This is a genomic window from Ectopseudomonas alcaliphila (assembly GCF_900101755.1).
Classification (GTDB): Bacteria; Pseudomonadota; Gammaproteobacteria; order Pseudomonadales; family Pseudomonadaceae; genus Aquipseudomonas; species Aquipseudomonas alcaliphila.
On the sequence record NZ_FNAE01000001.1, the window covers coordinates 796,850 to 817,862 of the forward strand.

General features: G+C 61.5%; 20 protein-coding genes and 1 tRNA gene. 7 read left to right on the forward strand and 14 right to left on the reverse strand.

Annotated features, from left to right (window positions below; all coding sequences use genetic code 11):
* Positions 1-27 precede the first annotated feature (27 nt).
* Positions 28-1,101: an LOG family protein gene (locus BLR77_RS03875; protein ID WP_074675549.1), complete on the forward strand. Its 1,074-nt coding sequence runs from the start codon at positions 28-30 to the stop codon at positions 1,099-1,101.
* Positions 1,102-1,197: 96 nt separating this feature from the next.
* Here the strand turns inward: BLR77_RS03875 and nadA are convergent, their stop codons facing one another.
* The 4 genes from nadA to BLR77_RS03895 all read right to left on the reverse strand — a co-directional run bounded on the left by nadA (position 1,198) and on the right by BLR77_RS03895 (position 7,106).
* Complete coding sequence (nadA, locus tag BLR77_RS03880) at positions 1,198-2,256, reverse strand: quinolinate synthase NadA (RefSeq protein WP_074675550.1); 1,059 nt, start codon at positions 2,254-2,256, stop codon at positions 1,198-1,200.
* Between the two features lie 151 nt (positions 2,257-2,407).
* A complete protein-coding gene (locus tag BLR77_RS03885) occupies positions 2,408-5,479 on the reverse strand; it encodes a MexW/MexI family multidrug efflux RND transporter permease subunit (RefSeq protein ID WP_074675551.1) in 3,072 nt (1,023 codons plus the stop codon).
* The gene (locus tag BLR77_RS03890; RefSeq protein ID WP_074675552.1) at positions 5,476-6,570 is read right to left on the reverse strand and encodes an efflux RND transporter periplasmic adaptor subunit; all 1,095 of its coding nucleotides are present in this window, start codon (positions 6,568-6,570) and stop codon (positions 5,476-5,478) included. The genes BLR77_RS03885 and BLR77_RS03890 overlap by 4 nt, the downstream gene beginning before the upstream one ends.
* A 62-nt stretch (positions 6,571-6,632) precedes the next feature.
* Complete coding sequence (locus BLR77_RS03895; protein WP_074675553.1) at positions 6,633-7,106, reverse strand: DMT family transporter; 474 nt, start codon at positions 7,104-7,106, stop codon at positions 6,633-6,635.
* A 96-nt stretch (positions 7,107-7,202) separates the two neighbouring features.
* Here BLR77_RS03895 and BLR77_RS03900 point away from each other — a divergent pair, with 96 nt between their 5' ends.
* The 6 genes from BLR77_RS03900 to ribD all read left to right on the forward strand — a co-directional run bounded on the left by BLR77_RS03900 (position 7,203) and on the right by ribD (position 13,952).
* Positions 7,203-8,111 carry a LysR family transcriptional regulator gene (locus BLR77_RS03900; RefSeq protein WP_074675554.1) on the forward strand — a complete coding sequence of 303 codons (909 nt, stop codon included), beginning with the start codon at positions 7,203-7,205 and terminating at the stop codon, positions 8,109-8,111.
* 440 nt (positions 8,112-8,551) lie between these two features.
* On the forward strand, positions 8,552-9,289 hold the full coding sequence (locus tag BLR77_RS03905) for a class I SAM-dependent methyltransferase (protein ID WP_074675555.1): 738 nt from the start codon (positions 8,552-8,554) through the stop codon (positions 9,287-9,289).
* A 43-nt stretch (positions 9,290-9,332) separates the two neighbouring features.
* Positions 9,333-10,340: a formylglycine-generating enzyme family protein gene (locus tag BLR77_RS03910; RefSeq protein ID WP_074675556.1), complete on the forward strand. Its 1,008-nt coding sequence runs from the start codon at positions 9,333-9,335 to the stop codon at positions 10,338-10,340.
* A gap of 47 nt (positions 10,341-10,387) precedes the next feature.
* Positions 10,388-10,993: a GTP cyclohydrolase II gene (gene ribA / locus BLR77_RS03915; protein ID WP_074675557.1), complete on the forward strand. Its 606-nt coding sequence runs from the start codon at positions 10,388-10,390 to the stop codon at positions 10,991-10,993.
* Positions 10,994-11,011: 18 nt separating this feature from the next.
* A complete protein-coding gene (locus BLR77_RS03920; protein WP_074675558.1) occupies positions 11,012-12,700 on the forward strand; it encodes a WD40 repeat domain-containing protein in 1,689 nt (562 codons plus the stop codon).
* An 85-nt stretch (positions 12,701-12,785) separates the two neighbouring features.
* Complete coding sequence (gene ribD / locus BLR77_RS03925) at positions 12,786-13,952, forward strand: bifunctional diaminohydroxyphosphoribosylaminopyrimidine deaminase/5-amino-6-(5-phosphoribosylamino)uracil reductase RibD (RefSeq protein WP_074675559.1); 1,167 nt, start codon at positions 12,786-12,788, stop codon at positions 13,950-13,952.
* 93 nt (positions 13,953-14,045) lie between these two features.
* On the opposite strand, the gene BLR77_RS03930 is transcribed toward ribD, so the two are convergent.
* The 10 genes from BLR77_RS03930 to ybgC all read right to left on the reverse strand — a co-directional run bounded on the left by BLR77_RS03930 (position 14,046) and on the right by ybgC (position 20,969).
* Positions 14,046-14,121: transfer RNA gene (locus tag BLR77_RS03930), tRNA-Lys, on the reverse strand.
* Between the two features lie 58 nt (positions 14,122-14,179).
* The gene (queC, locus tag BLR77_RS03935) at positions 14,180-14,854 is read right to left on the reverse strand and encodes a 7-cyano-7-deazaguanine synthase QueC (RefSeq protein WP_074675560.1); all 675 of its coding nucleotides are present in this window, start codon (positions 14,852-14,854) and stop codon (positions 14,180-14,182) included.
* A gap of 2 nt (positions 14,855-14,856) precedes the next feature.
* Positions 14,857-15,504, reverse strand: a complete 648-nt coding sequence (queE, locus tag BLR77_RS03940; protein WP_074676760.1) for a 7-carboxy-7-deazaguanine synthase QueE — start codon at positions 15,502-15,504, stop codon at positions 14,857-14,859.
* A gap of 215 nt (positions 15,505-15,719) precedes the next feature.
* The gene (ybgF, locus tag BLR77_RS03945) at positions 15,720-16,532 is read right to left on the reverse strand and encodes a tol-pal system protein YbgF (protein ID WP_074675561.1); all 813 of its coding nucleotides are present in this window, start codon (positions 16,530-16,532) and stop codon (positions 15,720-15,722) included.
* Positions 16,533-16,538: 6 nt separating this feature from the next.
* Positions 16,539-17,036 (reverse strand): peptidoglycan-associated lipoprotein Pal, encoded by a 498-nt coding sequence (gene pal, locus BLR77_RS03950; RefSeq protein ID WP_003241687.1) that lies wholly within the window; start codon positions 17,034-17,036, stop codon positions 16,539-16,541.
* A gap of 54 nt (positions 17,037-17,090) precedes the next feature.
* Positions 17,091-18,389 carry a Tol-Pal system beta propeller repeat protein TolB gene (gene tolB, locus BLR77_RS03955; RefSeq protein ID WP_017677953.1) on the reverse strand — a complete coding sequence of 433 codons (1,299 nt, stop codon included), beginning with the start codon at positions 18,387-18,389 and terminating at the stop codon, positions 17,091-17,093.
* Positions 18,390-18,394: 5 nt separating this feature from the next.
* A complete protein-coding gene (tolA, locus tag BLR77_RS03960; RefSeq protein WP_139202876.1) occupies positions 18,395-19,342 on the reverse strand; it encodes a cell envelope integrity protein TolA in 948 nt (315 codons plus the stop codon).
* The gene (tolR, locus tag BLR77_RS03965) at positions 19,339-19,791 is read right to left on the reverse strand and encodes a protein TolR (protein ID WP_021488348.1); all 453 of its coding nucleotides are present in this window, start codon (positions 19,789-19,791) and stop codon (positions 19,339-19,341) included. The genes tolA and tolR overlap by 4 nt, the downstream gene beginning before the upstream one ends.
* A 27-nt stretch (positions 19,792-19,818) precedes the next feature.
* The gene (gene tolQ / locus BLR77_RS03970; protein WP_021488347.1) at positions 19,819-20,514 is read right to left on the reverse strand and encodes a protein TolQ; all 696 of its coding nucleotides are present in this window, start codon (positions 20,512-20,514) and stop codon (positions 19,819-19,821) included.
* Positions 20,515-20,516: 2 nt separating this feature from the next.
* Entirely contained in the window at positions 20,517-20,969 is a 453-nt protein-coding gene (ybgC, locus tag BLR77_RS03975; protein ID WP_074675563.1) for a tol-pal system-associated acyl-CoA thioesterase, read from the reverse strand.
* Positions 20,970-21,013: the final 44 nt, after the last annotated feature.

Below are 21,013 nucleotides of genomic sequence, written 5' to 3' on the forward strand. Positions count from 1 at the left end.
CGCCCGGCTCAGAACAGGAGAGCCTTCATGCCTTACGAAGCGGACGACTATCTGTCCCGCCATGTGCAAACCAGCGAAGTCGACCTGACCAGCAAGGTGGACGAGCTGGTGGCCCTGGCAGCCCCCGGCAACAGCCCGAACCTGCAGCTATACCGAGAGATGCTCGGCACCGTGATCCATATGGCTCAGGCGGATCGCAACCGCTGGGACGCCAAGATAATGTTGCAGACCCTGCGCGAGATGGAACATGCCTTCGGCGTACTGGAGCAGCTCAAACGTCGGCGCAAGGTCACGGTATTCGGCTCAGCACGCACCCCGACCGACCATCCGTTGTACCAGCAGGCTCGCGAGCTTGGCGCACTGCTGGCGCACCGCGACTTGATGGTGGTCACTGGCGCTGGCGGCGGCATCATGGCCGCCGCCCATGAAGGTGCAGGCGTGGAAAACAGCCTGGGCTTCAATATCACCCTGCCCTTTGAACAAACAGCCAACGCCACGGTTCGTGGTAGCCATCATCTGCTGTCATTCCACTTCTTCTTTCTGCGCAAGCTGTTCTTCGTCAAGGAGGCCGACGGTCTGGTGCTTTGCCCCGGCGGCTTCGGCACGCTAGACGAAGCGCTGGAAGTGCTGACCCTGATCCAGACCGGTAAGAGCCCGCTGGTGCCAGTGGTGCTGCTCGACCAGCCGGGCGGCAGCTACTGGGAAGATGCACTGGGCTTCATTCGTCGCCAGTTGGGCGACAACGGCTATATCCTGCCGACCGACCTCAACCTGATGCATCTGGTCTACAGCGCCGAAGAGGCAGTGGATGAAATAGCCCGGTTCTACCGCAACTTCCACTCCAGTCGTTGGCTCAGGGATCGCTTCGTGATTCGCCTCAATCACCCGCTCAACGAGGCGGCTCTGGCAAAGCTGGACAGCGATTTCGCCTGCCTCTGCAAAGAGGGTGGCTTTACCCAACAACCCTATTGCGAACAGGAACGCGACGAACCGGAACTGTGCCACCTGACCCGCCTGGCCTTCGCCTTCAACGGTCGCGACTACGGCCGCTTGCGGGCCCTGCTCAATGTGGTCAACGAACCGGAAAACTGGGCGAGCTGATGCAGGCGTAGCCCGGGGCCAGCCCCCGGATTGCATCCGGGATACGCAAAGCAAGAAGCCCAGCATTGGCTGGGCTTCTTGTTAAGCACTTCGAGATCAGGCGTTGCCGGCGACTTTCATCCGCGCCGCCTGAGTGAAATCGAGCATGCGCTTGAGCGGCTTGATCGCCTTGGGAATCAGCGCCGGGTCGACGTGAATCTCGCTGGAGCCCTGACGCAGGCCGGTCAGCACCCTCTCCAGCGTATTCATCGCCATCCATGGGCAGTGCGCACAGCTGCGGCAGGCAGCGCCATTGCCGGCGGTTGGCGCCTCGATGAAGGTCTTGTCCGGGCACAGCTGCTGCATCTTGTAGAAGATGCCGCGGTCAGTGGCGACGATGAAGGTGGAGTTCGGCAGAGTCTGCGCCGCCTTGATCAACTGGCTGGTGGAGCCCACCGCATCGGCCAGCTCGACCACATTCTGCGGCGACTCGGGGTGCACCAGAATGGCGGCGTCCGGATACAGCGCCTTCATGTCCAGCAACTGCTTGGACTTGAACTCCTCGTGCACGATGCAGGCGCCATCCCACAGCAGCATATCGGCGCCGGTCTCGCGCTGGATGTAGTTGCCCAGATGCTTGTCCGGCGCCCAGATGATGGTTTCACCGTTGTCCATCAGGCTCTCGACGATCTCCAGCGCGCAACTGGAGGTCACCACCCAGTCGGCACGCGCCTTCACTGCGGCCGAGGTGTTGGCGTACACCACCACGGTCCGCTCCGGGTGCTGATCGCAGAAAGCCGAAAACTCGTCCACCGGGCAGCCCAGATCAAGCGAGCAGGTCGCCTCCAGCGTCGGCATCAGCACGCGCTTTTCCGGGTTGAGAATCTTCGCCGTCTCGCCCATGAACTTGACCCCGGCCACCACCACGGTCTGCGCCGGATGCTGGTTGCCGAAGCGAGCCATTTCCAGAGAGTCGGAGACGCAACCACCGGTTTCCTCGGCCAGCGCCTGGATGACCGGATCGCAGTAATAGTGCGCCACCAGCACCGCGTTCTGCTTCTTCAGCTCGGCGGCGATTTCGCGGCGATAGACAGCCTCCTCCTCGGCCGTCAGCGGCTTGGGCTGCTTGGCATCGAGGTGGGCTTGAACGAGGAGACGTTCGGAAATCTGCGTCATTTCATCAGGCTCTGATTGTTGTCCGGCGTGCCGAGTATACCTTCCCGAGAACCTCGGAAAGAACGCGCGGATAGGCGAATCAGAGGAAAGTCGGCTTACGGCAAGGCACCAAGCGAGGTCGTGGCTGAGTTGCCAGGCGCCTTGCAGTGCCTCATTGCGTTACCTGTTTCAACTCGACGGTTCTTGGATCGAGTTCCAGCGCCCGATGATCTCGGGCCAGCAAGCTGTAGGCCGTGGGCAGGATGAACAGCGTGAAGGCGGTGCCCATGAGCATTCCGCAGACGATCACCAGCCCCAGGCCTTGCCGACTATGAGCCCCGGCACCGCTGGCGAACAGCAGTGGGATGAGGCCCACGACCATCGCCGCAGTGGTCATCAGGATCGGCCGCAGGCGAATGCGTGCAGCACGCAGTATGGCGGCATGACGATCGAGCCCTTCCCTGACCTGTATCTCGTTGGCGAAGACCACCATGAGAATGCCGTGCTTGCTGATCAGACCGATCAGGGTGACCAGACCTATCTGGGTGTAGATGTTCAGCGTCGCCAGCCCCAAGGCCAGGGGAATCAGCGCACCGCAGATGGATAATGGCACGGTGAACAGGATTATCAGGGGATCCACCAGGCTCTCGTACTGAGCGGCCAGCACCAGATAAATGACGATCACCGCAAGCGCGAAGGCGAACGCCAGGGTATTGCCTTCCTGTACGTACTGCCGTGAGTCGGCCTGCCAGTCCAGGGTGAAGCCCACCGGCAAATCGGCGCTGGCTTGCTCCAGGAAGGCCACGCACTGACCGAGGCTGACCCCAGGCGCAGGAATGGCCTGGAGCGTTGCCGAGTTCTGCTGGTTGAACTGGGTCAGCTTGTTGGGTTCGATCTTCTCTTCCACCTGCACCAGAGAGGACAGCGGCACCAAGCGCCCATCACGGCTGCGCACGTATTGCTGCCCCAGGGCCTCGGCACTCATCCGCAGCTCACGCGAGCTCTGCGGGATGACGTCATAGGAACGCCCCTGAAAGCCAAAGCGGTTGACGTAGTTCTCGCCGACCAGCACCGCCAGGGATTGGCCGATGTCGCTCATGCGCACGCCAATGGCATTGGCCTTGTCACGATCGACACGCAGGCGCAGCACCGGATTGTTGTAATCCAGGTCGCTGTCCACCGCGGCGAACAGGCCACTGTCACGGGCCTTGCGCTTCAGCGTTTCCATGCTGTCATACAAGACCCGGTAGTCCTGCGACGCGCGCAGCACCAGTTGTACCGGCATGCCCCCTGTGGAGCCGGGCAAGGGGGGCAATTGGAAGACGAAGATGCTGGTGCCTTCCACATCGCCGACCCTCTGCTGGAGATCGGCCTGGATCGCCGAGGCGTCGCGCTCGCGTTCATCCCAGGCGGACAGGTTGATGCCACCGAAACTGGTGGCCGGCCCGTCGGTGCCGTTGATGATCCAGCGGCTGGTGGTTTCCGGCAGCTCCTGGAATACCGAATCGAGCTTGCGGGAGAACAGTTCGCTATAGGCCAGGTTGGCGTATTGCGGCGCCTTGATGGCGGCGAGGATGCTTGCCTGATCCTCCACGGGCGCCAGCTCACGCTGCGCCTGCTGGTAGAGCAACGGCAGGCTGCCCAGCACGATCACGGCAACCGTCAGGGAAATACCTCGATGCGCCAGCGAGCGCTGCAACAGGTTGCCGTAGCGCTGCGCAAGGGACTCGAAGAAGCGATTCGCCCCCTGTGCCACGCGGCTATCCTGATCGTGACGCAGCAGCATGGAGGCCATCACGGGGGAAAGGGTCAGGGCCACGATGCCGGAGATCAGCACGGCGCCCGCCAGGCTCAGGGCGAATTCACGAAACAGGGCGCCGGTCAGCCCGCCCATGAAGGCAATCGGGGCGTATACCGCAGCCAGGGTCAACGTCATGGCGATCACCGGCCCGGCCACCTCCCGTGCGCCGAGCAGGGCCGCGACCACCGCCGACTTGCCTGCGGCCATGTGTCGATGGGTGTTTTCCACCACGACGATGGCATCGTCCACCACCAGGCCGATGGCCAGCACCATCGCCAGCAGGGTCAGCAGGTTGATGCTGAAGCCGAAGGCCAGCATCAGCCCGGCGGCGCCGAGCATCGACAAGGGGATGGCCATGATCGGGATGAGCACCGTGCGAAACGAGCCGAGGCAGAAGTAGATGACCACCACGACGATCAACAGCGCCTCGATCAGGGTGTGCATGACCTCATTGATGGAAGCCTGGATGAAACGCGCGGTCTCGAATGCCAACTCGACCTCGACACCTGGCGGCAGCGTCTTGCGGATCTCCGGCAAGCGTTGCTTGATCCCTTCGACTATCACCAGCGGGTTGCCACGCGGCGCGGCGAATACGCCCAGGTGCACCGCCGGCCGAGCATCCATCAGCGCACTGGTTTCGCTGGCAGCCGCGCCCAGCTCGACGGTGCCTACATCCTTGATCCGCACCAGACCACGGGCGTCGCTGTGGATCACCATCTCCCGAAACTGCTCGACGCTGGTCAGATCGGTATCCACTTCGATAGCGGAAACCCGATACTGACCTTTGATCTTGCCTGGCGCGGCCTGGTAGTTCTCGGCGCGAATCGCCGCCGCCACCTCCTCGGCAGTGAGCCCGCGCGCGGCCAGGCGCGCCGGGTCGAGCCAGAGGCGCATGGCCATGCGCTGGCCGCCGAAGGTTTCCACCTTGGCGACGCCATCGATCGAGGAGAACATCGGTTCCACCACGCGCGACAGGTAATCGGTCAGCGCCGGGGTGGCCAGCTCCTGGCTCGAGAAGCCAACGTAGGCAACAGCGGTGGAGTCGCCACTGGAGCGCTCGATCACCGGATCGTAAGCTTCTTCTGGCAGGCGATAGCGCACCTGATTGACCCGAGCCATCACCTCGATGAGAGCCTGGGTCGAGTCCTGTCCCAGACGCAGGCGCACATCGATCGCACTCTTGCCCTGAACCGAGGAAGAACTCAGATAATCCACCCCTTCCACCGACGCCAGCGCCTGAGCAATCGGCTGGGTGACGAAACCTTGCATGAGTTCGGCCGGAGCACCTGGGTATTCGGTGGTGATCCTGATCGTGGCATTTTCCAGCAAGGGGTATTGGCGAATCGGCAGGTGTTCCAGCGCCAGCACCCCCAACAACAGGACGAGTGCGTTGACCACCAGCGACAGAACCGGCCGCAGGATGAACAGGTCGGTGAACTTCATGGCTGCTCACTCTGCCCGGTGGCATCGTCCAGGCTGTTTCGGGACAGCACTTGCAGGGGCGTATCGTCGCTCAGCTTGATTTGCCCGGACACCACCACTCGCTCGTTGGCCTGTAGCCCCTTGAGCACCTCCACCCGTTCGTTCCAGGCCTCGCCGGTGCGTACCAGCACGCGCTTGGCACGCAGCACGCCGTCCTCCTCGCGGGCGACGAACGCCATGTCGCCATAGGCGGTCGCCACAACGGCGGTTTGCGGAACGCTCAGCGTCTTGCCACGGCTGGGGCGGCGTACCCGGGCATCGGCGAACATCCCGGCGGCAAGATGGTTGTCGCCACCGTCCAGGCTGGCCTGAACGCGGATCATCCGCGCATCGTCGAGGATAGGGTCGATGGCATTGATGCTCGCCTCGAAGAGCTGATCCGGGCGTGCATGAAAACGCAGTTCGACGACCTGCCCCAGCTCAAGCTCGGTGCGGGCCTGTTCATCAAGGGAAAAATTGACCCGCAGGTGACTATTGTCGCTGAGGTTGGCGATGGAGTCGCCGGGGTTGAGGTATTGCCCCAGGTGAACCTGCCGCAGGCCCAATTCGCCGCTGAAAGGCGCACGGATATTCTTCTGCGCGATCAGCGCATTGACCTGCTCCAACTCACCCCGGGCCGCATCACGATCGGCACGGGCCTGGTCGAGTTGCTCGCGGCTAGCCGCACCACCGGGCGCCAGTTTGGAAATGCGTTGCAGACGCTGCTCGGCATTGCGCAGCACGGCCTCCAGGCGTCGTCTTTGCGCCTTCTCCGGCGCGTCATTGAGGCTGATCAACAGTTGCCCGGCCTCGACCCTCTGCCCTGAATCGAAATGCAAGGCAGCCACCCGACCCGGCACTTCCGCGGTCACCTGTACCTGGCTGACGGCTTCCAGGGTACCGATACTGTTGTAATAGCGCGGCATTTCCTGGCGCTCGACCTGACTCAAGGCGACCTTCACCCTGGGCTGCATGTCCGCCTCAGCCTCTTTGGCCTGCACCGGCCAGAGGCTCCAGGCCGCCAGCGAAGCCGTACCCAGAACGGCCACTGCAAGAGCGAGCGAGGTCTTCATCCTGTAAGTCTCCCGCGTTTGAGGATGCGTTGATGGTGGCTATCGCAATGACCCCGTGCCTGCTAACGATCCGTGAACCACTGCACCATGAGCATGCCGGCGAAGATCAGCACGACCCCGCCGACACGACCCGGATTAGCCTCTTTCACCGCAAGCCCCATCAGGCCGAAGTGGTCGATCAGCAAAGAAGTGAGCATCTGCCCCGCGATCACGCAGACGATGAAGCCGGTGGCGCCCAGGCGGGGAGTCAGCATCAGCGCCGAGGTGATGTAGATGACCCCGGCGACGCCACCGAACCAGGCCCACAGAGGGAGCGCGCCAGCCTGACCGAGCAATGGCGCGGGCGCCCTCATGGCCAGAATGACCGGCAGCACGACGAGCAGGCTGACCAGCAGCGAGGCCACGGTTGCCCACAAGGGGTGGCCGAGTGCCCGTCCCAGCGCAGCGTTGCTACCGGCCTGGAATGGCACCAGGGCTCCGGCGACCAGGGCGGCCAGGGCCAGCGCGGCGCCAGCGAGAGAAAGCGGAGAAGACATGCGATCACTCCAAGGTCATAGGTTGTCCTGGGAAGAACTTTTACGTATTAATATCCTGAATGGAAATTCATATTTCTTTTAATGGATATTCTTCACATGAATAAACTTAGGCGCATCGATCTCAATCTCCTGGTCACCCTGCATGCCTTGCTGCTGGAGAAACACATCTCACGGGCGGCCTTGCGCCTGCACAAGAGCCAGCCGGCGGTCAGCCATTCGTTGGCTCATCTGCGCAAGCTGTTCGATGACCCCTTGCTGATCCGACGTTCGGGCAAGCTCGAGCTGACCACACGGGCGAGCGAGTTGATGCAGCCGCTGACCGACTCCCTGGATCAACTGGGCGCGCTGCTCGATCCGCCACAGTTCGATCCCACCCGCGCGCAGCGGGCATTTCGCCTGGCCATGTCGGATTACGGCGCACGCGTGCTGCTGCCAGGCCTGACCCGCTCGCTACGTGCCATCGCGCCAGGCATCGACCTCGTCGTCAACCAGGCCAGCCGGGAGTCGATGCTGGCCGATGTGATCGATGGCGAAACGGATATGGCGCTCGGTGTATTTCCGGGGCAGAACTCGGACAAGCTGCGCATGCGTACGCTGTTCGTCGAGCGCTTCGCCTGCCTGGCCGACTCGTCGACCCTGCCAGAAAGCGGCGTGCTCGATCGCGAAGCCTGGCTGGCACGTCCGCACGTCCTGGTGGCCATGCGCTCGGGCGGTGACAACGAAATCGACCGTGCATTAGCGCGGGAAGGTTTGCACAGGCGAATCGCGATGATCCTGCCGCACTGGGGCGTGGCCAACGAGCTGATCGCCGGCACCGACCTGATTCTCACCGTGGCCCGGCGCAGCCTCGAGTCGGTTGAAGTGGATCCGCGATTGCGGGTGTTTGAGCCACCGCTGGCGATCGAGCCTTTCGACTTCGATCTGATCTGGCATCAACGCCGCGAAGGCGATCCCGCGCATTCGTGGTTGAGACAAATGATCATGCGCGTGGCGAATGATGGCTGAGTTGGATATGGATATTGATTAAATAAATCCTTCATTTCCCGTAAGCGCCGATCTTCGCCCTTTTGCCCACGGCGGCCATCCATTACTGTTCTTTTATCGCAGTTCAGTGCTGCGCCTCACCCCTTGCTGCATATCGCGCGCCTTTCTAAAGCAGTGCAATAGTAGATTAACTTGCGCATTACAAATAACGATTGATTCGCCGCAAGAATATTCATGATGCAGCAAAAGAATTGGAACCCCCCTGAGAACTCCCCTATATCTATTCGCGTCGCGAATGATTTCGCTTCAATTAACTGCCTGCCAGATGTGTGAACCGACAATCACTTTGCCATTACACCCTGGTGCACCCTGGTGCACCCTTAAGTTGAATGATTGTGCCCCGTTCTGTTAGTGCAGAGCAAAGGCTCACTATTTCAATGCCATGACAAGAGACACTTGAGATGAAAAATAAATCGACCTACGACTCGATCGGCGGACTCTTCGAGAACTTTACCGACACTGCTGCTCAACGTGCGGTTGAAGTGCGCACGCTGATGCACATGGCAGGGGACGTGAAAGGCCAGAGTGTTCTGGATCTGGCCTGCGGATATGGTTTCTTCGGCCGTGAACTGCTCAGGAAAGGCGCAAGCCACGTGGTCGGCGTGGATATTTCGGAAAAGATGATCGACCTGGCTCGAGAAGAGTCACGCAAGAACGGCGACACCATCGAATTTCATGTACGTAACGTCTGCAACATGGAGTCGTTTGGCAAGTTCGACATGGTGATGGCGGCCTGGTTGTTCAATTACGCCGAATCTCTGGATGACATGAAAAAGATGTTCAAGGCCGTGGCCAACAACCTGAAACCGTCAGGGCGCCTCGTCGCCTATACGGTCGAACCGGACTTCCAACTGGCCAAGGGAAACTTCACCAATTACGGAGTCAATGTACTAACCGAAGAGCCGTGGGGAGAGGGTTTCCGTCATCAGGCCGAGTTCGTCACCACCCCACCCAGCCCCTTCACCTTCTTCCGCTGGAGCCGCGAGGACTACGACGCGGCCATGGCCGACGCCGGACTTCGTGAAGTGCATTGGCAAAAGCCCATGCTCCTGGACAGCGATATCAAACGTTATACCCCGGGCTTCTGGGATACCTTCCAGGAAAACTGCCTGCAGACCGGCTTGACCTGCCGGCTTTAAGCCATAGTCGTTGCCTGATATTAATTTAATGGAGAGCGATAAGATGGCAATGGAAAAGCATTTCTACTCACCTCCTTTCCTGGCGAAGGCTTCACCGGAATTGAGCGACCGGGCCTTGCTGGGACTTCCCGAGTCCTACACCGCCACGCGTGAACTGCATCTGCCGGAAGATCAATTGCGTGCTCTGGCCCAGTTCGACAGGCTGCGCCTGGTGGCACTGCTGGAAAGCCAAGACGAACCACTGGCTCGGCGCTATCAGGCCGGGCGTCTGCTCGCCCTGTACGGCGACCCACGCCTGGATGCCCTCACCCCGCAGATGCTCGACGTGCATGGCGGCGAGGTTTGCATCGGCCTGGATACGGCCGAGCTGGACGCCATCATGGATAGATTGGCGGATCTCAATCTCGACCGCCAATGGATCGCCAAGGAGACACCGCGTCACCGCGTGCGGCTCGAGCCCTACCGGATCGCCCGCTACCCGGTGACCAACCTGGAATATCGAACCTTTCTGCAACTAAGCGGCGAGCAGCGCCTGCCGGACAACTGGTTCCTCGGGCGCTATCCCGCCGAGCAGGCCAATCACCCGGTCAGCGGCCTGCGCGCGGAGGATGCCGATTGCTATGCCACCTGGCTGGCGGAGACGACCGGCCGGTGCTTCCGCCTGCCCAGCGAAGCCGAGTGGGAGTATGCCGCCGCCGGGCCGCAGAACCTCGAATACCCCTGGGGGCAGCAGTTCCTGCCAGACCACGCCAATACCGCCGAAGCCGGCCTGTTGCAGACCACGCCTGTGGGCCTGTTCGCTTGCGGTGCCTCGCCGTTCGGCTGCCTGGACATGGCCGGCAACGTCGAGGAATACGTAGCCGACGATTACCGCCCGTATCCGGGAGGGGAGCAGGTGAACGACGACCTGATCGCCGCCGTAGGGAACCATCGGGTCGCCCGCGGCGGGAGCTTTTCCCGTTTCCGTGATCTGGCACGCGCCACGCGGCGCCACGGAAAGTTTCCCAGACCGATCTACGTGATGGGCTTTCGCCTGGCCGAGAGCCTCTGAGCCTTGCAGCCAGCACATCCGTTGCCTGTTTCCAGAGAGATTCCGCTATGTGTGCATACCGTATAAGAAATTGCGTCGAAATCCCGATCCTGCCCAATGGCCATGTAGGAAAGTTCTTTTCCTTCGATGGGCTTGAATCCCCCGAAGAACATGTTGCCATCGTCATGGGCTCCCTGGAGCAGGAGTCGCCTCTGGTCAGAGTGCACTCCGAATGCCTGACGGGCGACATCTTCGGCTCCCATCGCTGCGACTGCGGCGCCCAGTTGAACGAAGCCTTGGAGCGCATGAGCGAAGAAGGCGGCGTATTGCTCTATCTACGCCAGGAAGGCCGGGGCATCGGGCTGTACGCCAAGTTGGCCGCCTACCGCCTGCAGGACGGCGGGCTGGATACCTTCGAGGCCAATCGCCAACTGAGCTTCCCCGATGACGGACGCGACTTCACCGTCGCGGCGCAGATGCTCGCGGCGCTGGGTGTCAAACGCTGCCGCCTGATGACCAACAACCCGGAAAAGGTCAAGGCGCTGCACGCGTTCGGCCTGCAGGTTGACGAGGTGATTCCCACGGGCATCTTCGTGACCGCGCACAACCGTAATTACCTGCTGGCCAAGGCCCAGAAAAAGAATCACGCCATCAAGCTCGATCTGCCGGTTTGACATACAAGGAGTTCTGCGATGAAACATTTTGCCCCCATCAGCGGCATCGCCAGTTTTCAGGAGCGCTACGTCGCCACTGCCGGTTATGACAACCAGGTCATCCTGTGGGACGCGCGAACCAAGCAAGCCATCCACCGGGTCTTCCATGACCACCTCGCCAACCAGTGCGCCTTCAGCCCGGACGGCAAACTGCTGGTAAGCGCCAGCAGCGACTATAGCGCCCGCATCTGGGAAGTCCCGAGCATGCGCTTGAAAGCGGCGCTCATCGGCCATGAAGACGATATCGAAATGGCCGTCTTCAACCCAGCCGGCGATACCGTCTCCACCTGCTCACGCGACCACAGCATCCGCCTGTTCGATGTCGCCAGCGGCCAGTGCCGTCATGTGCTGCGCGGCCACCAAGCCGATGTCATTTCGGTGAGCTGGGCAGCCGACGGCGCCAGCCTGGTTTCCAGCAGCGACGACGGCACCATTCGCCGCTGGGACGTCCAGCGCGGTGTCCAGCTCGAGAGCATCGACCTGGGCGGAGTGGAAACCGATACCATCGCCCTGGCCAGCGACGGCACCATCTTCGCGGGTGACGATGAAGGACGCCTGACCATCATCGACAAGAGCGGCCAGCGTCGCCATCAGGCCCATGCCGCCGGGGTCAAGCGAGTCGTCTGGGATGATCGCAAACGCTGGTTGATCAGCCTCAGCTACGATCGCTCGGTGGTGCTCTGGCACGCACTCGGCAACGGTGAGCTAAGGAAACTCGCCGAAAGCTCCCTGCCCAATCTCATCTGGCCACGTAGCTGCACCTTCCTCGGCGAACGGCATATCGCCTTCGTCACCTTCGGTTCGTCCTACGGCGTGTGGAACCACGTCACCAACGAATGGGATCTCGAGGGCATCGAGCAGGCCATCAGCCTGAATGCCGTCGCCGTGCATCAAGGCAATACCTACGCCATCGGGGATGCCGGCCTGCTGCTGGTCAACGGCAAGCCGAGCACGCTGATCGGCAGCCTGTGCAATTTCCTGCTGCCCTTTGGCGACGCCATTCTGACCGGCGGCCAGATGGGCCAGGTGTTCGATGCGGTAAGCGGCAAGCTGATCTACCAGCATCGTTCGCCACTCAATTGCGGCACGGCATTCCTGCGCGACTGTCGACCACACGCGGCAATCGGCACCTATACCGGCGAGGCGCTGGTGTTTGCCCTGGATGACCAGGGCGAAGTGATCCATCAGGGCGAGATTCTGATGCACGACAACGCCATCAAAGGCATATCCGCCGATGAGGAGTTCCTCTTCAGCGTCTGTGCCAATACGGCCGCCGCGTTCCATCGCATCTCCGACTTCAGCGAGCACGCCTACAGCGAGCTTGCTCATGAGCGCATCTCCAACGCCTGCACCACTATCGACGGCGGCTTCGCCAGCGTGGGGCGCGATCTCAAGCTGCGCCTGTGGCGTGCCGGCAAGAGCGAGGTGTTCAAGACCCCGCACCTGCACTCGGTCAAATGCATCGCCGCTTCACCGGACCGCAAGCTGATCGCCACTGGCAGCTATGGTGGCACGGTGGCGTTGTTCGATCTGGAAACGCAGCGCTGGGTCATCCAGCGCAAACCGACCACCAGTGGCATCTCCTGCATCACCTACTCGCCGGAGACGGAGGCCTTCATCGCCAGTTCCTACGACGGGCATCTGTATCCCATCGAGGCTCGAGCCTGAAACGCCACCCGCCTGCGGGGTGCTTGCACCTCGTAGGCACCACGCGCCCTGCGCCGCCCCGGCAGCGCAGGCATGGATCATTGCAATGAATTTCATCGAAACAGATCGACGCTGCATGGCTCGTGCTCTGGAACTCGCCAGCCGAGGACGTTACAGCACCCATCCCAACCCTCGCGTGGGCTGTGTATTGGCGCACGAGGGTCGGATCGTCGGCGAAGGTTGGCACCAGCGGGCAGGAGGCCCCCATGCCGAAGTCTTCGCCTTGCAACAGGCCGGTGCCGCGGCGAAGGGTGCTACCGCCTACATCACGCTCGAGCCGTGCGCCCATTACGGACGTACCCCACCTTGCAGCCTTGCCTTGATCGAGGCCGGCATCCGCCGCGCCGTGGTGGCTTGCCAGGATCCCTTTCACCAGGTCGACGGCAATGGCCTGCGGCTGCTGCGCGAGGCGGGTATCGAGGTAGAAGTGGGCTTGCTGCGCGAAGAGGCAGAGGCACTCAACCTGGGCTTTCTTTCCAATGCTCGGCGCGGTCGGCCCTGGGTGCGCCTGAAATATGGCATGAGCCTGGATGGGCGCACCGCCCTGGCCGATGGCGAATCCAAGTGGATCACCAGCGAGGCCTCCCGGCATGACGTGCAACTATGGCGACAAGCCAGCTCGGCCATTCTGACCAGCAGCGCAACCGTGCTGGCGGACGACCCGCAACTGACCGTGCGCATTCCTTTCGATCAGCCGGTACCGCCGGTGAAACGAATCGTGCTGGATCGCTGGTCGCGAGTCCCGGCGCAGGCCAGGGTCTTCGATACCCAGGCCCCCACCCTCGTCGCCCATCGTTACGACAACCCTCCCGCTACGGATCTGGCCGATCACGTAGAGCGCTTGCCGCTGCTGGCCAGAGATGACGAGAAGATGCTCTGGGAGTTGATGGAGGTTCTTGGCGAACGCTCCATCCACGATCTGTTCGTCGAAGCGGGAGCCCGCCTGGGTGGAGCGCTGATCAAAGCCGGCTTGGTCGACGAGCTACTGCTCTATGTGGCGCCACGCTTGCTGGGAGCCAACGCTCGGCCCTTGATCGAAGGCTTGTCGCCAGATTCCCTCGCACTGGCCCCAGGCTTCGAGCTGTACGAATGCACGCAGCTCGGCGATGACGTGAGGCTGCGCTTGCGTGCCAAGGCGCGGGGCATCGAACAGTACAGAGCACATGCCTGGGTGGCCGCCGATGAGATCGGCTCACTCAGTCAGGCAAGATGATTGGGAGGAGCAGAAACAAAAAAGTCCGCCTGCAAGGGCGGACTTCTCTGTTATGGGAAAAACCAGTGAAAAGACTGGAAATCCCTGAAAGGATGGTGGGTCGTGTAGGATTCGAACCTACGACCAATTGGTTAAAAGCCAACTGCTCTACCAACTGAGCTAACGACCCAACGCGAGGCGCATGATACTGATTTAATTCAGGAAATCAACACTTCGCGAAAACTTTTTCAGAAGTAGCGCGTTGCATCGGGCACACCTGCCGCGGCAAAACCGGCTGCGCGCAGGCGGCAGCTGTCGCACTTGCCACAGGCGCGGCCATCATCGTCGGCCTGGTAGCAGGAGACCGTGAGCGCGTAATCCACCCCCAGGCGCATACCGGCCTGAATGATTTCGCCCTTGCTCATCTGCTGCAGCGGTGCGCGGATGACAAAGCCCTGCCCTTCCACACCCGCCTTGGTCGCCAGGTTGGCCATGCGCTCGAAGGCCTCTACGAACTCCGGCCGGCAATCGGGATAGCCCGAATAATCCACGGCATTGACGCCAATGAAGATATCGCGCGCCTCGAGCACCTCGGCCCAGCCCAGCGCGAGTGCGAGAAACACCGTATTGCGTGCCGGTACGTAGGTCGCGGGGATGCCCTCGGTCGGGGACTCAGGCACGGCGATGCTGCTATCGGTCAGCGCCGAACCGCCGATGCCGTTGAGATTGAGGCCGATCACCTTGTGCTCGACCACGCCCAGTTGCCGCGCCACCCGCTCGGCTGCCTGCAGCTCGGCGCGATGGCGCTGGCCGTAATCGAAACTCATGCTGTAGCAGCTGTAGCCCTCGGCTTTGGCCATGGCCACCACGGTGGCCGAGTCCAGGCCGCCGGAAAGGAGGATGACCGCTTTCTTGTCGTTCATGTTCAGTGTCCCGGCTCGTCGTTCCAGAGGATCTTGTGCAGCTGCAGTTGCAGGCGTACGGGCAGGTTGTCGGCCACGATCCAGTCGGCCAACGCACGCGCGTCTACCTGCTTGTGACTGGGCGAGAACAGCACTTCGCCGGCTCGGGCAGCCAGGTCGTACTCGATCAACTTGGATACCGCCCAGTCGTAGTCTTCTCGCGAGCAGATGACGAACTTGACCTGATCGTTGCGTGTCAGCCACTGGACATTCTCGTAGCGATTGCGCTGAACTTCCGCCGAGCCGGGCGTTTTCAGATCGAGGACCTTGCTGACCCGCGGATCGACCGCGGACACGTCGAGCGCGCCACTGGTTTCCAGAGACACCTCGTAACCGGCGTCGCACAGACGTGTGAGCAAGCCAATGCAGTTGGGCTGAGCCAGCGGTTCGCCGCCGGTGACGCAGACGTAACGCGGCCGATAGGCGGCCACCTGATCGAGGATACTGTCCAGCGTGACGATCTCGCCGCCGCTGAAGGCGTAGGCGGTGTCACAGTACTGACAGCGCAGGGGGCAGCCGGTAAGGCGCACGAATACCGTTGGCAAGCCAGCGGTACGCGTCTCCCCCTGCAACGAGTAGAAAATCTCGGTGATGCGCAGGGTTTCTTGCATGGTAGCCACGAGCGTGATGACGAAACAGGCCATCCGCTTCCGTTGCGTGGAAAGACAGGAACGTCGACATCGGCCGACATTCGACAAGGCATGGCAACAAGGACATCAGCCGAGCTGAAACCCCGCCGCACATGCGAGCGCGCATTCTAATGGATCACGCGAGACCAGATAAGAAAAACCCGCGACGGGCGCGGGTTTATTCATCGAATCTCGATTTACAGCCGTTGCAGGTCGCGCTGAGCCAACTGCGCGGCCGAGCTACCCGGGTACTGCGCGATGACTTGCTGCAGGATGCCACGGGCCTTGTCGTTGTGCCCCAGGCGACGTTCGACATCGGCCAGCTTGAACAGCGAATCCGGCACCTTGGCGTGGCTCGGGTAGGCCTGGCTGACCTTGGCAAAGGCTTGACCGGCTGCCTGCAGGTCGCCCTTGGCCAGATTTACCTCGCCCAACCAGTACTGGGCATTACCCGCGTACTGGCTGTTGGGATAACGATTGAGAAAGGCGCTGAACGCCTGCGACGCCTTGTCGAAGTCCTTGGCCTTGATCAGGTCGAAGGCTGCGTCGTAATAGAGTTTTTCCTTGGCCGGGTCACCCGGCTCGGCGCTGGCCTGCTGCTGTGCGGCAGGTGGCGTCGGGGTGCCATTGGCGTTTACCGCGCCATTGGCTGAATTCTGTGCGGGAGCTCCACCGGCAGCGGCGCCGGAGGAAATGCGTTGGTCCAGATCCTGGTAACGCTCCAGGCCTTCCTGCTTGAGGCGCTGGATTTCATTCTGCTGCTCTTCGACCATGCCACGCAGTTGCGCAATTTCCTGCTGCATCTGCTCGAGCTGGTTGAACAGCATACCCTGCGCAGAAGCGGGTGCTTGCGCACCCGCTCCGGCGAAGGAGCCGGCCGTTCCGTAACCCGCCGGTGGATAGCTGCTGCCCTGTTGCATGGAGCTGCTTTCCAGTACGGGAACCTCCGCCATCGCCGCGAGCGGCAAGGCGAGTGTCAGAAGGGTCAGGATACGGCGGCAATCACGCATGGCAGCTTACTTACGCAGCTCTACGCGACGGTTCTGAGCCCAGGACTGCTCGTCGTTGCCAGTGGCAACCGGACGCTCTTCGCCGTAGGAAACCAGTTCCAGCTGAGCAGGGGAAACGCCCTGCAGAACCAGGTAGCGTTGCACGGCCTTGGCACGACGCTCGCCCAGAGCCATGTTGTACTCACGGGTACCGCGCTCGTCAGCGTGGCCTTCCAGAACGACGCGAGCGCCGTTGCCTTTCAGGTCCTTGGCGTGTACGTCCAGAGCGCGCATGGCTTCGGCCTTCAGGTCGGAGCTGTCGTACTCGAAGTAGAAGGTGGTGATAGCGCGCAGAGCAGCTTCTTCGCTCAGGCTGCCATCAACAGCGCCAGTGTTGGCACCGTAGCCAGCGTTCGGGTCGACAGCGCCTTCGCCAGCAGCGTCGCCGCCTTTGGAGGAGCAACCTACGGCAACGGCGAGAGCCAGGGACAGTGCAGCGAACTTACCGAATTTCAGCATTTCCATCATGTAACTCCTAATGAACCCCAGTTGTGTTAAGCAAAAAGGTGTAACGCCGCATCAGTTCAGGTAAGGGGACCAAGAAGGCTCTCGAACTTCGCCTTGAGCGGTAGGAAGAGGGAGCCTCACGCGTCCATTGGTGGACGCCAACATCAAGACTCCCCGGCCCTGCTGGCGGGTGGCGTAGATTAGCATGGTGCCATTGGGCGCAACAGTGGGCGACTCATCCAAACTTGTGTCTGAAAGTATGCGCAGACGGTTGGTTTCCAGGTCCTGTGCAGCCACCTTGAACACGGTGAAGCCATCCTGACGATGAATCATCACCAGGGTCTTCTCATCAGCCGACAATTTCGGGTTGGCGTTGTAGTTACCGACGAAGGTCACTCGCTCCACTGCCCCGCTATTGATGTTGGTCTTGTAGATCTGCGGACGACCCGCACGATCCGAGGTGAAGTAAAGGGTCTGACCATCCTTACCCCAGAAGGGTTCGGTATCGATGGCGTAATGGTTGGTGACGCGGCGCATCTGCCGGCTGCCCATGTCCATCACGTAGATTTCCGGATTGCCGTCCTTGGACAGCACGAAGGCCAGGCGGTTGCCATCCGGCGACCAGGCCGGCGCGCCGTTAAGACCTTCGAAATTGGTGATCTGTTCGCGGCGACCGGTATCGATATGCTGCACGAAGATGCGCGGACGACGCTGCTCGAACGATACGTAGGCGATGCGACGGCCATCCGGCGCGAACGACGGCGACAGAATCGGTTCACGGGATTGCAGCAGGGTCACCGCACGGGCACCGTCGTAGTCGGAGCGCTGCAGGGTGTAACGGGTGTTGTTGGTCCCCATGCGCTCGGCAGTGACGTACAGCAGGCGCGTGGAGAACGCGCCCTTGACGCCGGTAAGCTTCTCGAACGACTGGTCGGCGATATGGTGAGCCATATCACGCAGCTGATCGGTGCCACCACCGACATTGCCGGTCATGACCTGCTGCTCGGTACTGACGTTGAACAGCGCGTACTGAATCTGCAATCGGCCACCGTTGGGCACGATGTTGCCGACCAGCACATATTGGGCGCCGAGCGCTTTCCAGTCGCGGTAGATGACTTCGCTGGCCTGGGTCGGCAGGCTGATCATGTTCTGCCGCGGGATCGGCTCGAAGTAGCCGGAGTTGCGCAGGTCGTTGCCGATGATCTGCGACATGTCTTCAGGCAGTACCGAACCGCCCTGCCAGCCGAACGGCACGACGGCGATGGGCGTGGCGCGGTCAGCGCCCTGGGAGATCACCAGCGGGTCGGCCGCCTGGACGCTACCGACCAGCATGACCAGCCCCAGCAGGGCGATACGAATCAGGTTGTTCACAGAGCTCAATCCTCCGGTTTGAAAATAACGCGTCGCTGCCTGTACATACGGTCGAAGGTAGCGCGATCCAATTGTTGCATCTCGGGAATACGCCCGACGTTACGTACAGCTGCAACGGCCGAGTTGTCGAACGGTGCATCGCCACTGGAGCGCGATACGCTGGCATTGGTCACTGTGCCATCGGGCAGCATCTGAATCAGCAACTCGACGCTCATGCCACGACGCGCCGACATCGGCCGCTGCCAGTTCTCGGTGATCAGTTTGATGATCAGATCATCGAGGTTGCCGGCTACCTGGTCACCATGAGTTTCGGCCAGCGCCTGCTGGTTCTGCACATTGTCCGAGAGCAACTCGGCCAGTGCGGCGGCTTTCTGATCCTCGGCGGCCTTGCGCCGTGCATCCTCGGCAGCTTTTTTCTTGGCTGCTTCGGCGGCTGCCGCTTTTTTCTTCGCCTCTTCTGCAGCGGCCTTCTTCTTGGCCTCTTCAGCGGCTTTCTTCTTCGCCTCTTCCTCGGCGCGCTTCTTGGCGATATCGGCCTGACGCTTCTGCTCGGCGGTCTTCTCGGCCTCGGCTTTCTTCGCCGCCTCGGCCTTTCGAGCCTCTTCCGCCTGCTTTTGTTCCTCGGCTTTCTTGGCTGCGGCTACCTTCTGCGCTTCGGCCTGGGCCTGCTTCTGTTCCTCGGCCTTCTTCTGCTCGAGCCTTTCGGTCTCGAACTGCGGCGCCGAGGTCTTCTGCGCCTCGCCTGCAACCTTTTGCGTGGTCTGGGTAGTGGCCTGGCTCTGGGACTGCAATTGATACAGCGTAGCCTGCACCACTGGGCGCGCCGGTGGCAGCTCCGGGGTGAAGGCGAAGCTGACGAACAGCATGGCGAACATCAGGACATGCAGACCCACGGCCCAAACCACGGGCCAGAAGTAGCTTTCCGATTGCGAACGCTCGGCTTGCTGCATCAGGGAGCCTCGGTAATCAGTCCGACGTTGCCCACGTCGGCCTGCTGCAGACCGCCCATGGCCGACATCACGGTGCCGTAATCGACCGTGCGATCACCGCGCACGAACACCTGCACCTGCTTACCCTGACGACGGTTCTCGGCAATGATCGCCGACACGGCCTGAGTCATCTGTTCGAGGGTCGAGGCACGCTCCTGCTCGGTATCGACGTCGACCTCGCTGCCCATGTTCCAGTAGTAGGTCTTGTCGGCCTTGATGGAGATGGTCAACACCTGGGCGTCGTTGTCCTGCGGCAGCGCTTCACTGCTGACCTTGGGCAGATCGACCTTGACGCCCTGATTGAGCATCGGCGCGGTGACCATGAAGATGACCAGCAGTACCAACATCACGTCGATGTAGGGCACCACGTTCATCTCGGCGACCGGTTTGCGTCTGTTGCGAATTCTCGCCATGGTTAAAACCTGTCCTCTTCGCTCGCCTTAGTCTTCCGAGGTGTGCACTTTGCGGTGCAGGATGGCCTGGAACTCGTCGGCGAAGGTGTAGTAACGACCGATCAGCATCTCGCTGCGGGCAGAAAAGCGGTTGTAGGCAATGACCGCCGGAATCGCTGCGAACAGGCCGATAGCGGTAGCGATCAGCGCTTCGGCAATACCCGGTGCCACGGTAGCCAGCGTGGCTTGCTGCACCTGAGCCAGACCGCGGAAGGAATTCATGATGCCCCATACGGTGCCGAACAGGCCGATGTACGGGCTGGTGGAACCGACGGTTGCCAGGAACGGCAAGGCGGTCTCCAACTTCTCTTCTTCACGGGAGATGGCCACACGCATGGCACGCGCGACACCGTCCATCACCGCATCCGGATCTACGCCCTGCTGCTGACGCAGACGGGAAAACTCCTTGAAACCGGCACGGAAGATCTGCTCAAGGCCGGAATCCGGGTCAGGGTTGCTGCCCGCCTGGCGATACAGTTTGGACAGGTCGATGCCGGACCAGAAACGGTCCTCGAAATTGTCCAGCGCACGCTTGGCGGCGCGGATGGCATTACTGCGCTGGAAGATCATCACCCAGGAAATGACCGAGGCGGCCACCAGGGTCAGCATCACCAACTGAACCAACAGACTGGCGCTACTGATCAGACTCCACATCGACATATGGTCAACGGCGTTAGCTTCCACGCTTACTCTCCTGCTGCAATTAGACCCGGCGCCTGCGTCCCGGCGAACGCGTGTCGCAGGGTTTCGGGGATAGCCCGGGGTTTCAAGTTGTCGGCGCGCGCACAGGCCACCAGAAACTGCCCTTCGCAGAGCAGCGCATCATCCGTAGCCCGCCTGACCTGTTGACGAAAGCGCAGGCTGGCACGGTTCAATTCGATCACATCGGCGCTGATCACCAGTTCGTCATCCAGTCGCGCCGGCGCGTGATAACGCGCCTCGGCCGAATGCACGACGAACAACAGGCCCTCACCGGCAAGCGTCGACTGGGCATAACCCAGCTCACGCAGGCGCTCGGTGCGAGCCCGCTCCATGAATTTGAGGTAGTTGACGTAGTAGACGATGCCGCCCGCATCGGTATCTTCGTAATAGACCCGGCAGTGGTGGCTGAACGGCTGGACTCCGTTTTGCGCGCGCATACTCTAGTCCCCGGCCTGCTGCTTGCCAATCCGGCCTGGTAACA

Excerpts from the sequence above, each read along its gene's own strand:
- BLR77_RS03875 (WP_074675549.1), top strand. The coding sequence starts at position 28 with ATGCCTTACGAAGCGGACGACTATCTGTCCCGCCATGTGCAAACCAGC.
- nadA (WP_074675550.1), bottom strand. The coding sequence starts at position 2,256 with ATGACGCAGATTTCCGAACGTCTCCTCGTTCAAGCCCACCTCGATGCC.
- BLR77_RS03885 (WP_074675551.1), bottom strand. The coding sequence starts at position 5,479 with ATGAAGTTCACCGACCTGTTCATCCTGCGGCCGGTTCTGTCGCTGGTG.
- BLR77_RS03890 (WP_074675552.1), bottom strand. The coding sequence starts at position 6,570 with ATGAAGACCTCGCTCGCTCTTGCAGTGGCCGTTCTGGGTACGGCTTCG.
- BLR77_RS03895 (WP_074675553.1), bottom strand. The coding sequence starts at position 7,106 with ATGTCTTCTCCGCTTTCTCTCGCTGGCGCCGCGCTGGCCCTGGCCGCC.
- BLR77_RS03900 (WP_074675554.1), top strand. The coding sequence starts at position 7,203 with ATGAATAAACTTAGGCGCATCGATCTCAATCTCCTGGTCACCCTGCAT.
- BLR77_RS03905 (WP_074675555.1), top strand. The coding sequence starts at position 8,552 with ATGAAAAATAAATCGACCTACGACTCGATCGGCGGACTCTTCGAGAAC.
- BLR77_RS03910 (WP_074675556.1), top strand. The coding sequence starts at position 9,333 with ATGGCAATGGAAAAGCATTTCTACTCACCTCCTTTCCTGGCGAAGGCT.
- ribA (WP_074675557.1), top strand. The coding sequence starts at position 10,388 with ATGTGTGCATACCGTATAAGAAATTGCGTCGAAATCCCGATCCTGCCC.
- BLR77_RS03920 (WP_074675558.1), top strand. The coding sequence starts at position 11,012 with ATGAAACATTTTGCCCCCATCAGCGGCATCGCCAGTTTTCAGGAGCGC.
- ribD (WP_074675559.1), top strand. The coding sequence starts at position 12,786 with ATGAATTTCATCGAAACAGATCGACGCTGCATGGCTCGTGCTCTGGAA.
- queC (WP_074675560.1), bottom strand. The coding sequence starts at position 14,854 with ATGAACGACAAGAAAGCGGTCATCCTCCTTTCCGGCGGCCTGGACTCG.
- queE (WP_074676760.1), bottom strand. The coding sequence starts at position 15,504 with ATGCAAGAAACCCTGCGCATCACCGAGATTTTCTACTCGTTGCAGGGG.
- ybgF (WP_074675561.1), bottom strand. The coding sequence starts at position 16,532 with ATGCGTGATTGCCGCCGTATCCTGACCCTTCTGACACTCGCCTTGCCG.
- pal (WP_003241687.1), bottom strand. The coding sequence starts at position 17,036 with ATGGAAATGCTGAAATTCGGTAAGTTCGCTGCACTGTCCCTGGCTCTC.
- tolR (WP_021488348.1), bottom strand. The coding sequence starts at position 19,791 with ATGGCGAGAATTCGCAACAGACGCAAACCGGTCGCCGAGATGAACGTG.
- ybgC (WP_074675563.1), bottom strand. The coding sequence starts at position 20,969 with ATGCGCGCGCAAAACGGAGTCCAGCCGTTCAGCCACCACTGCCGGGTC.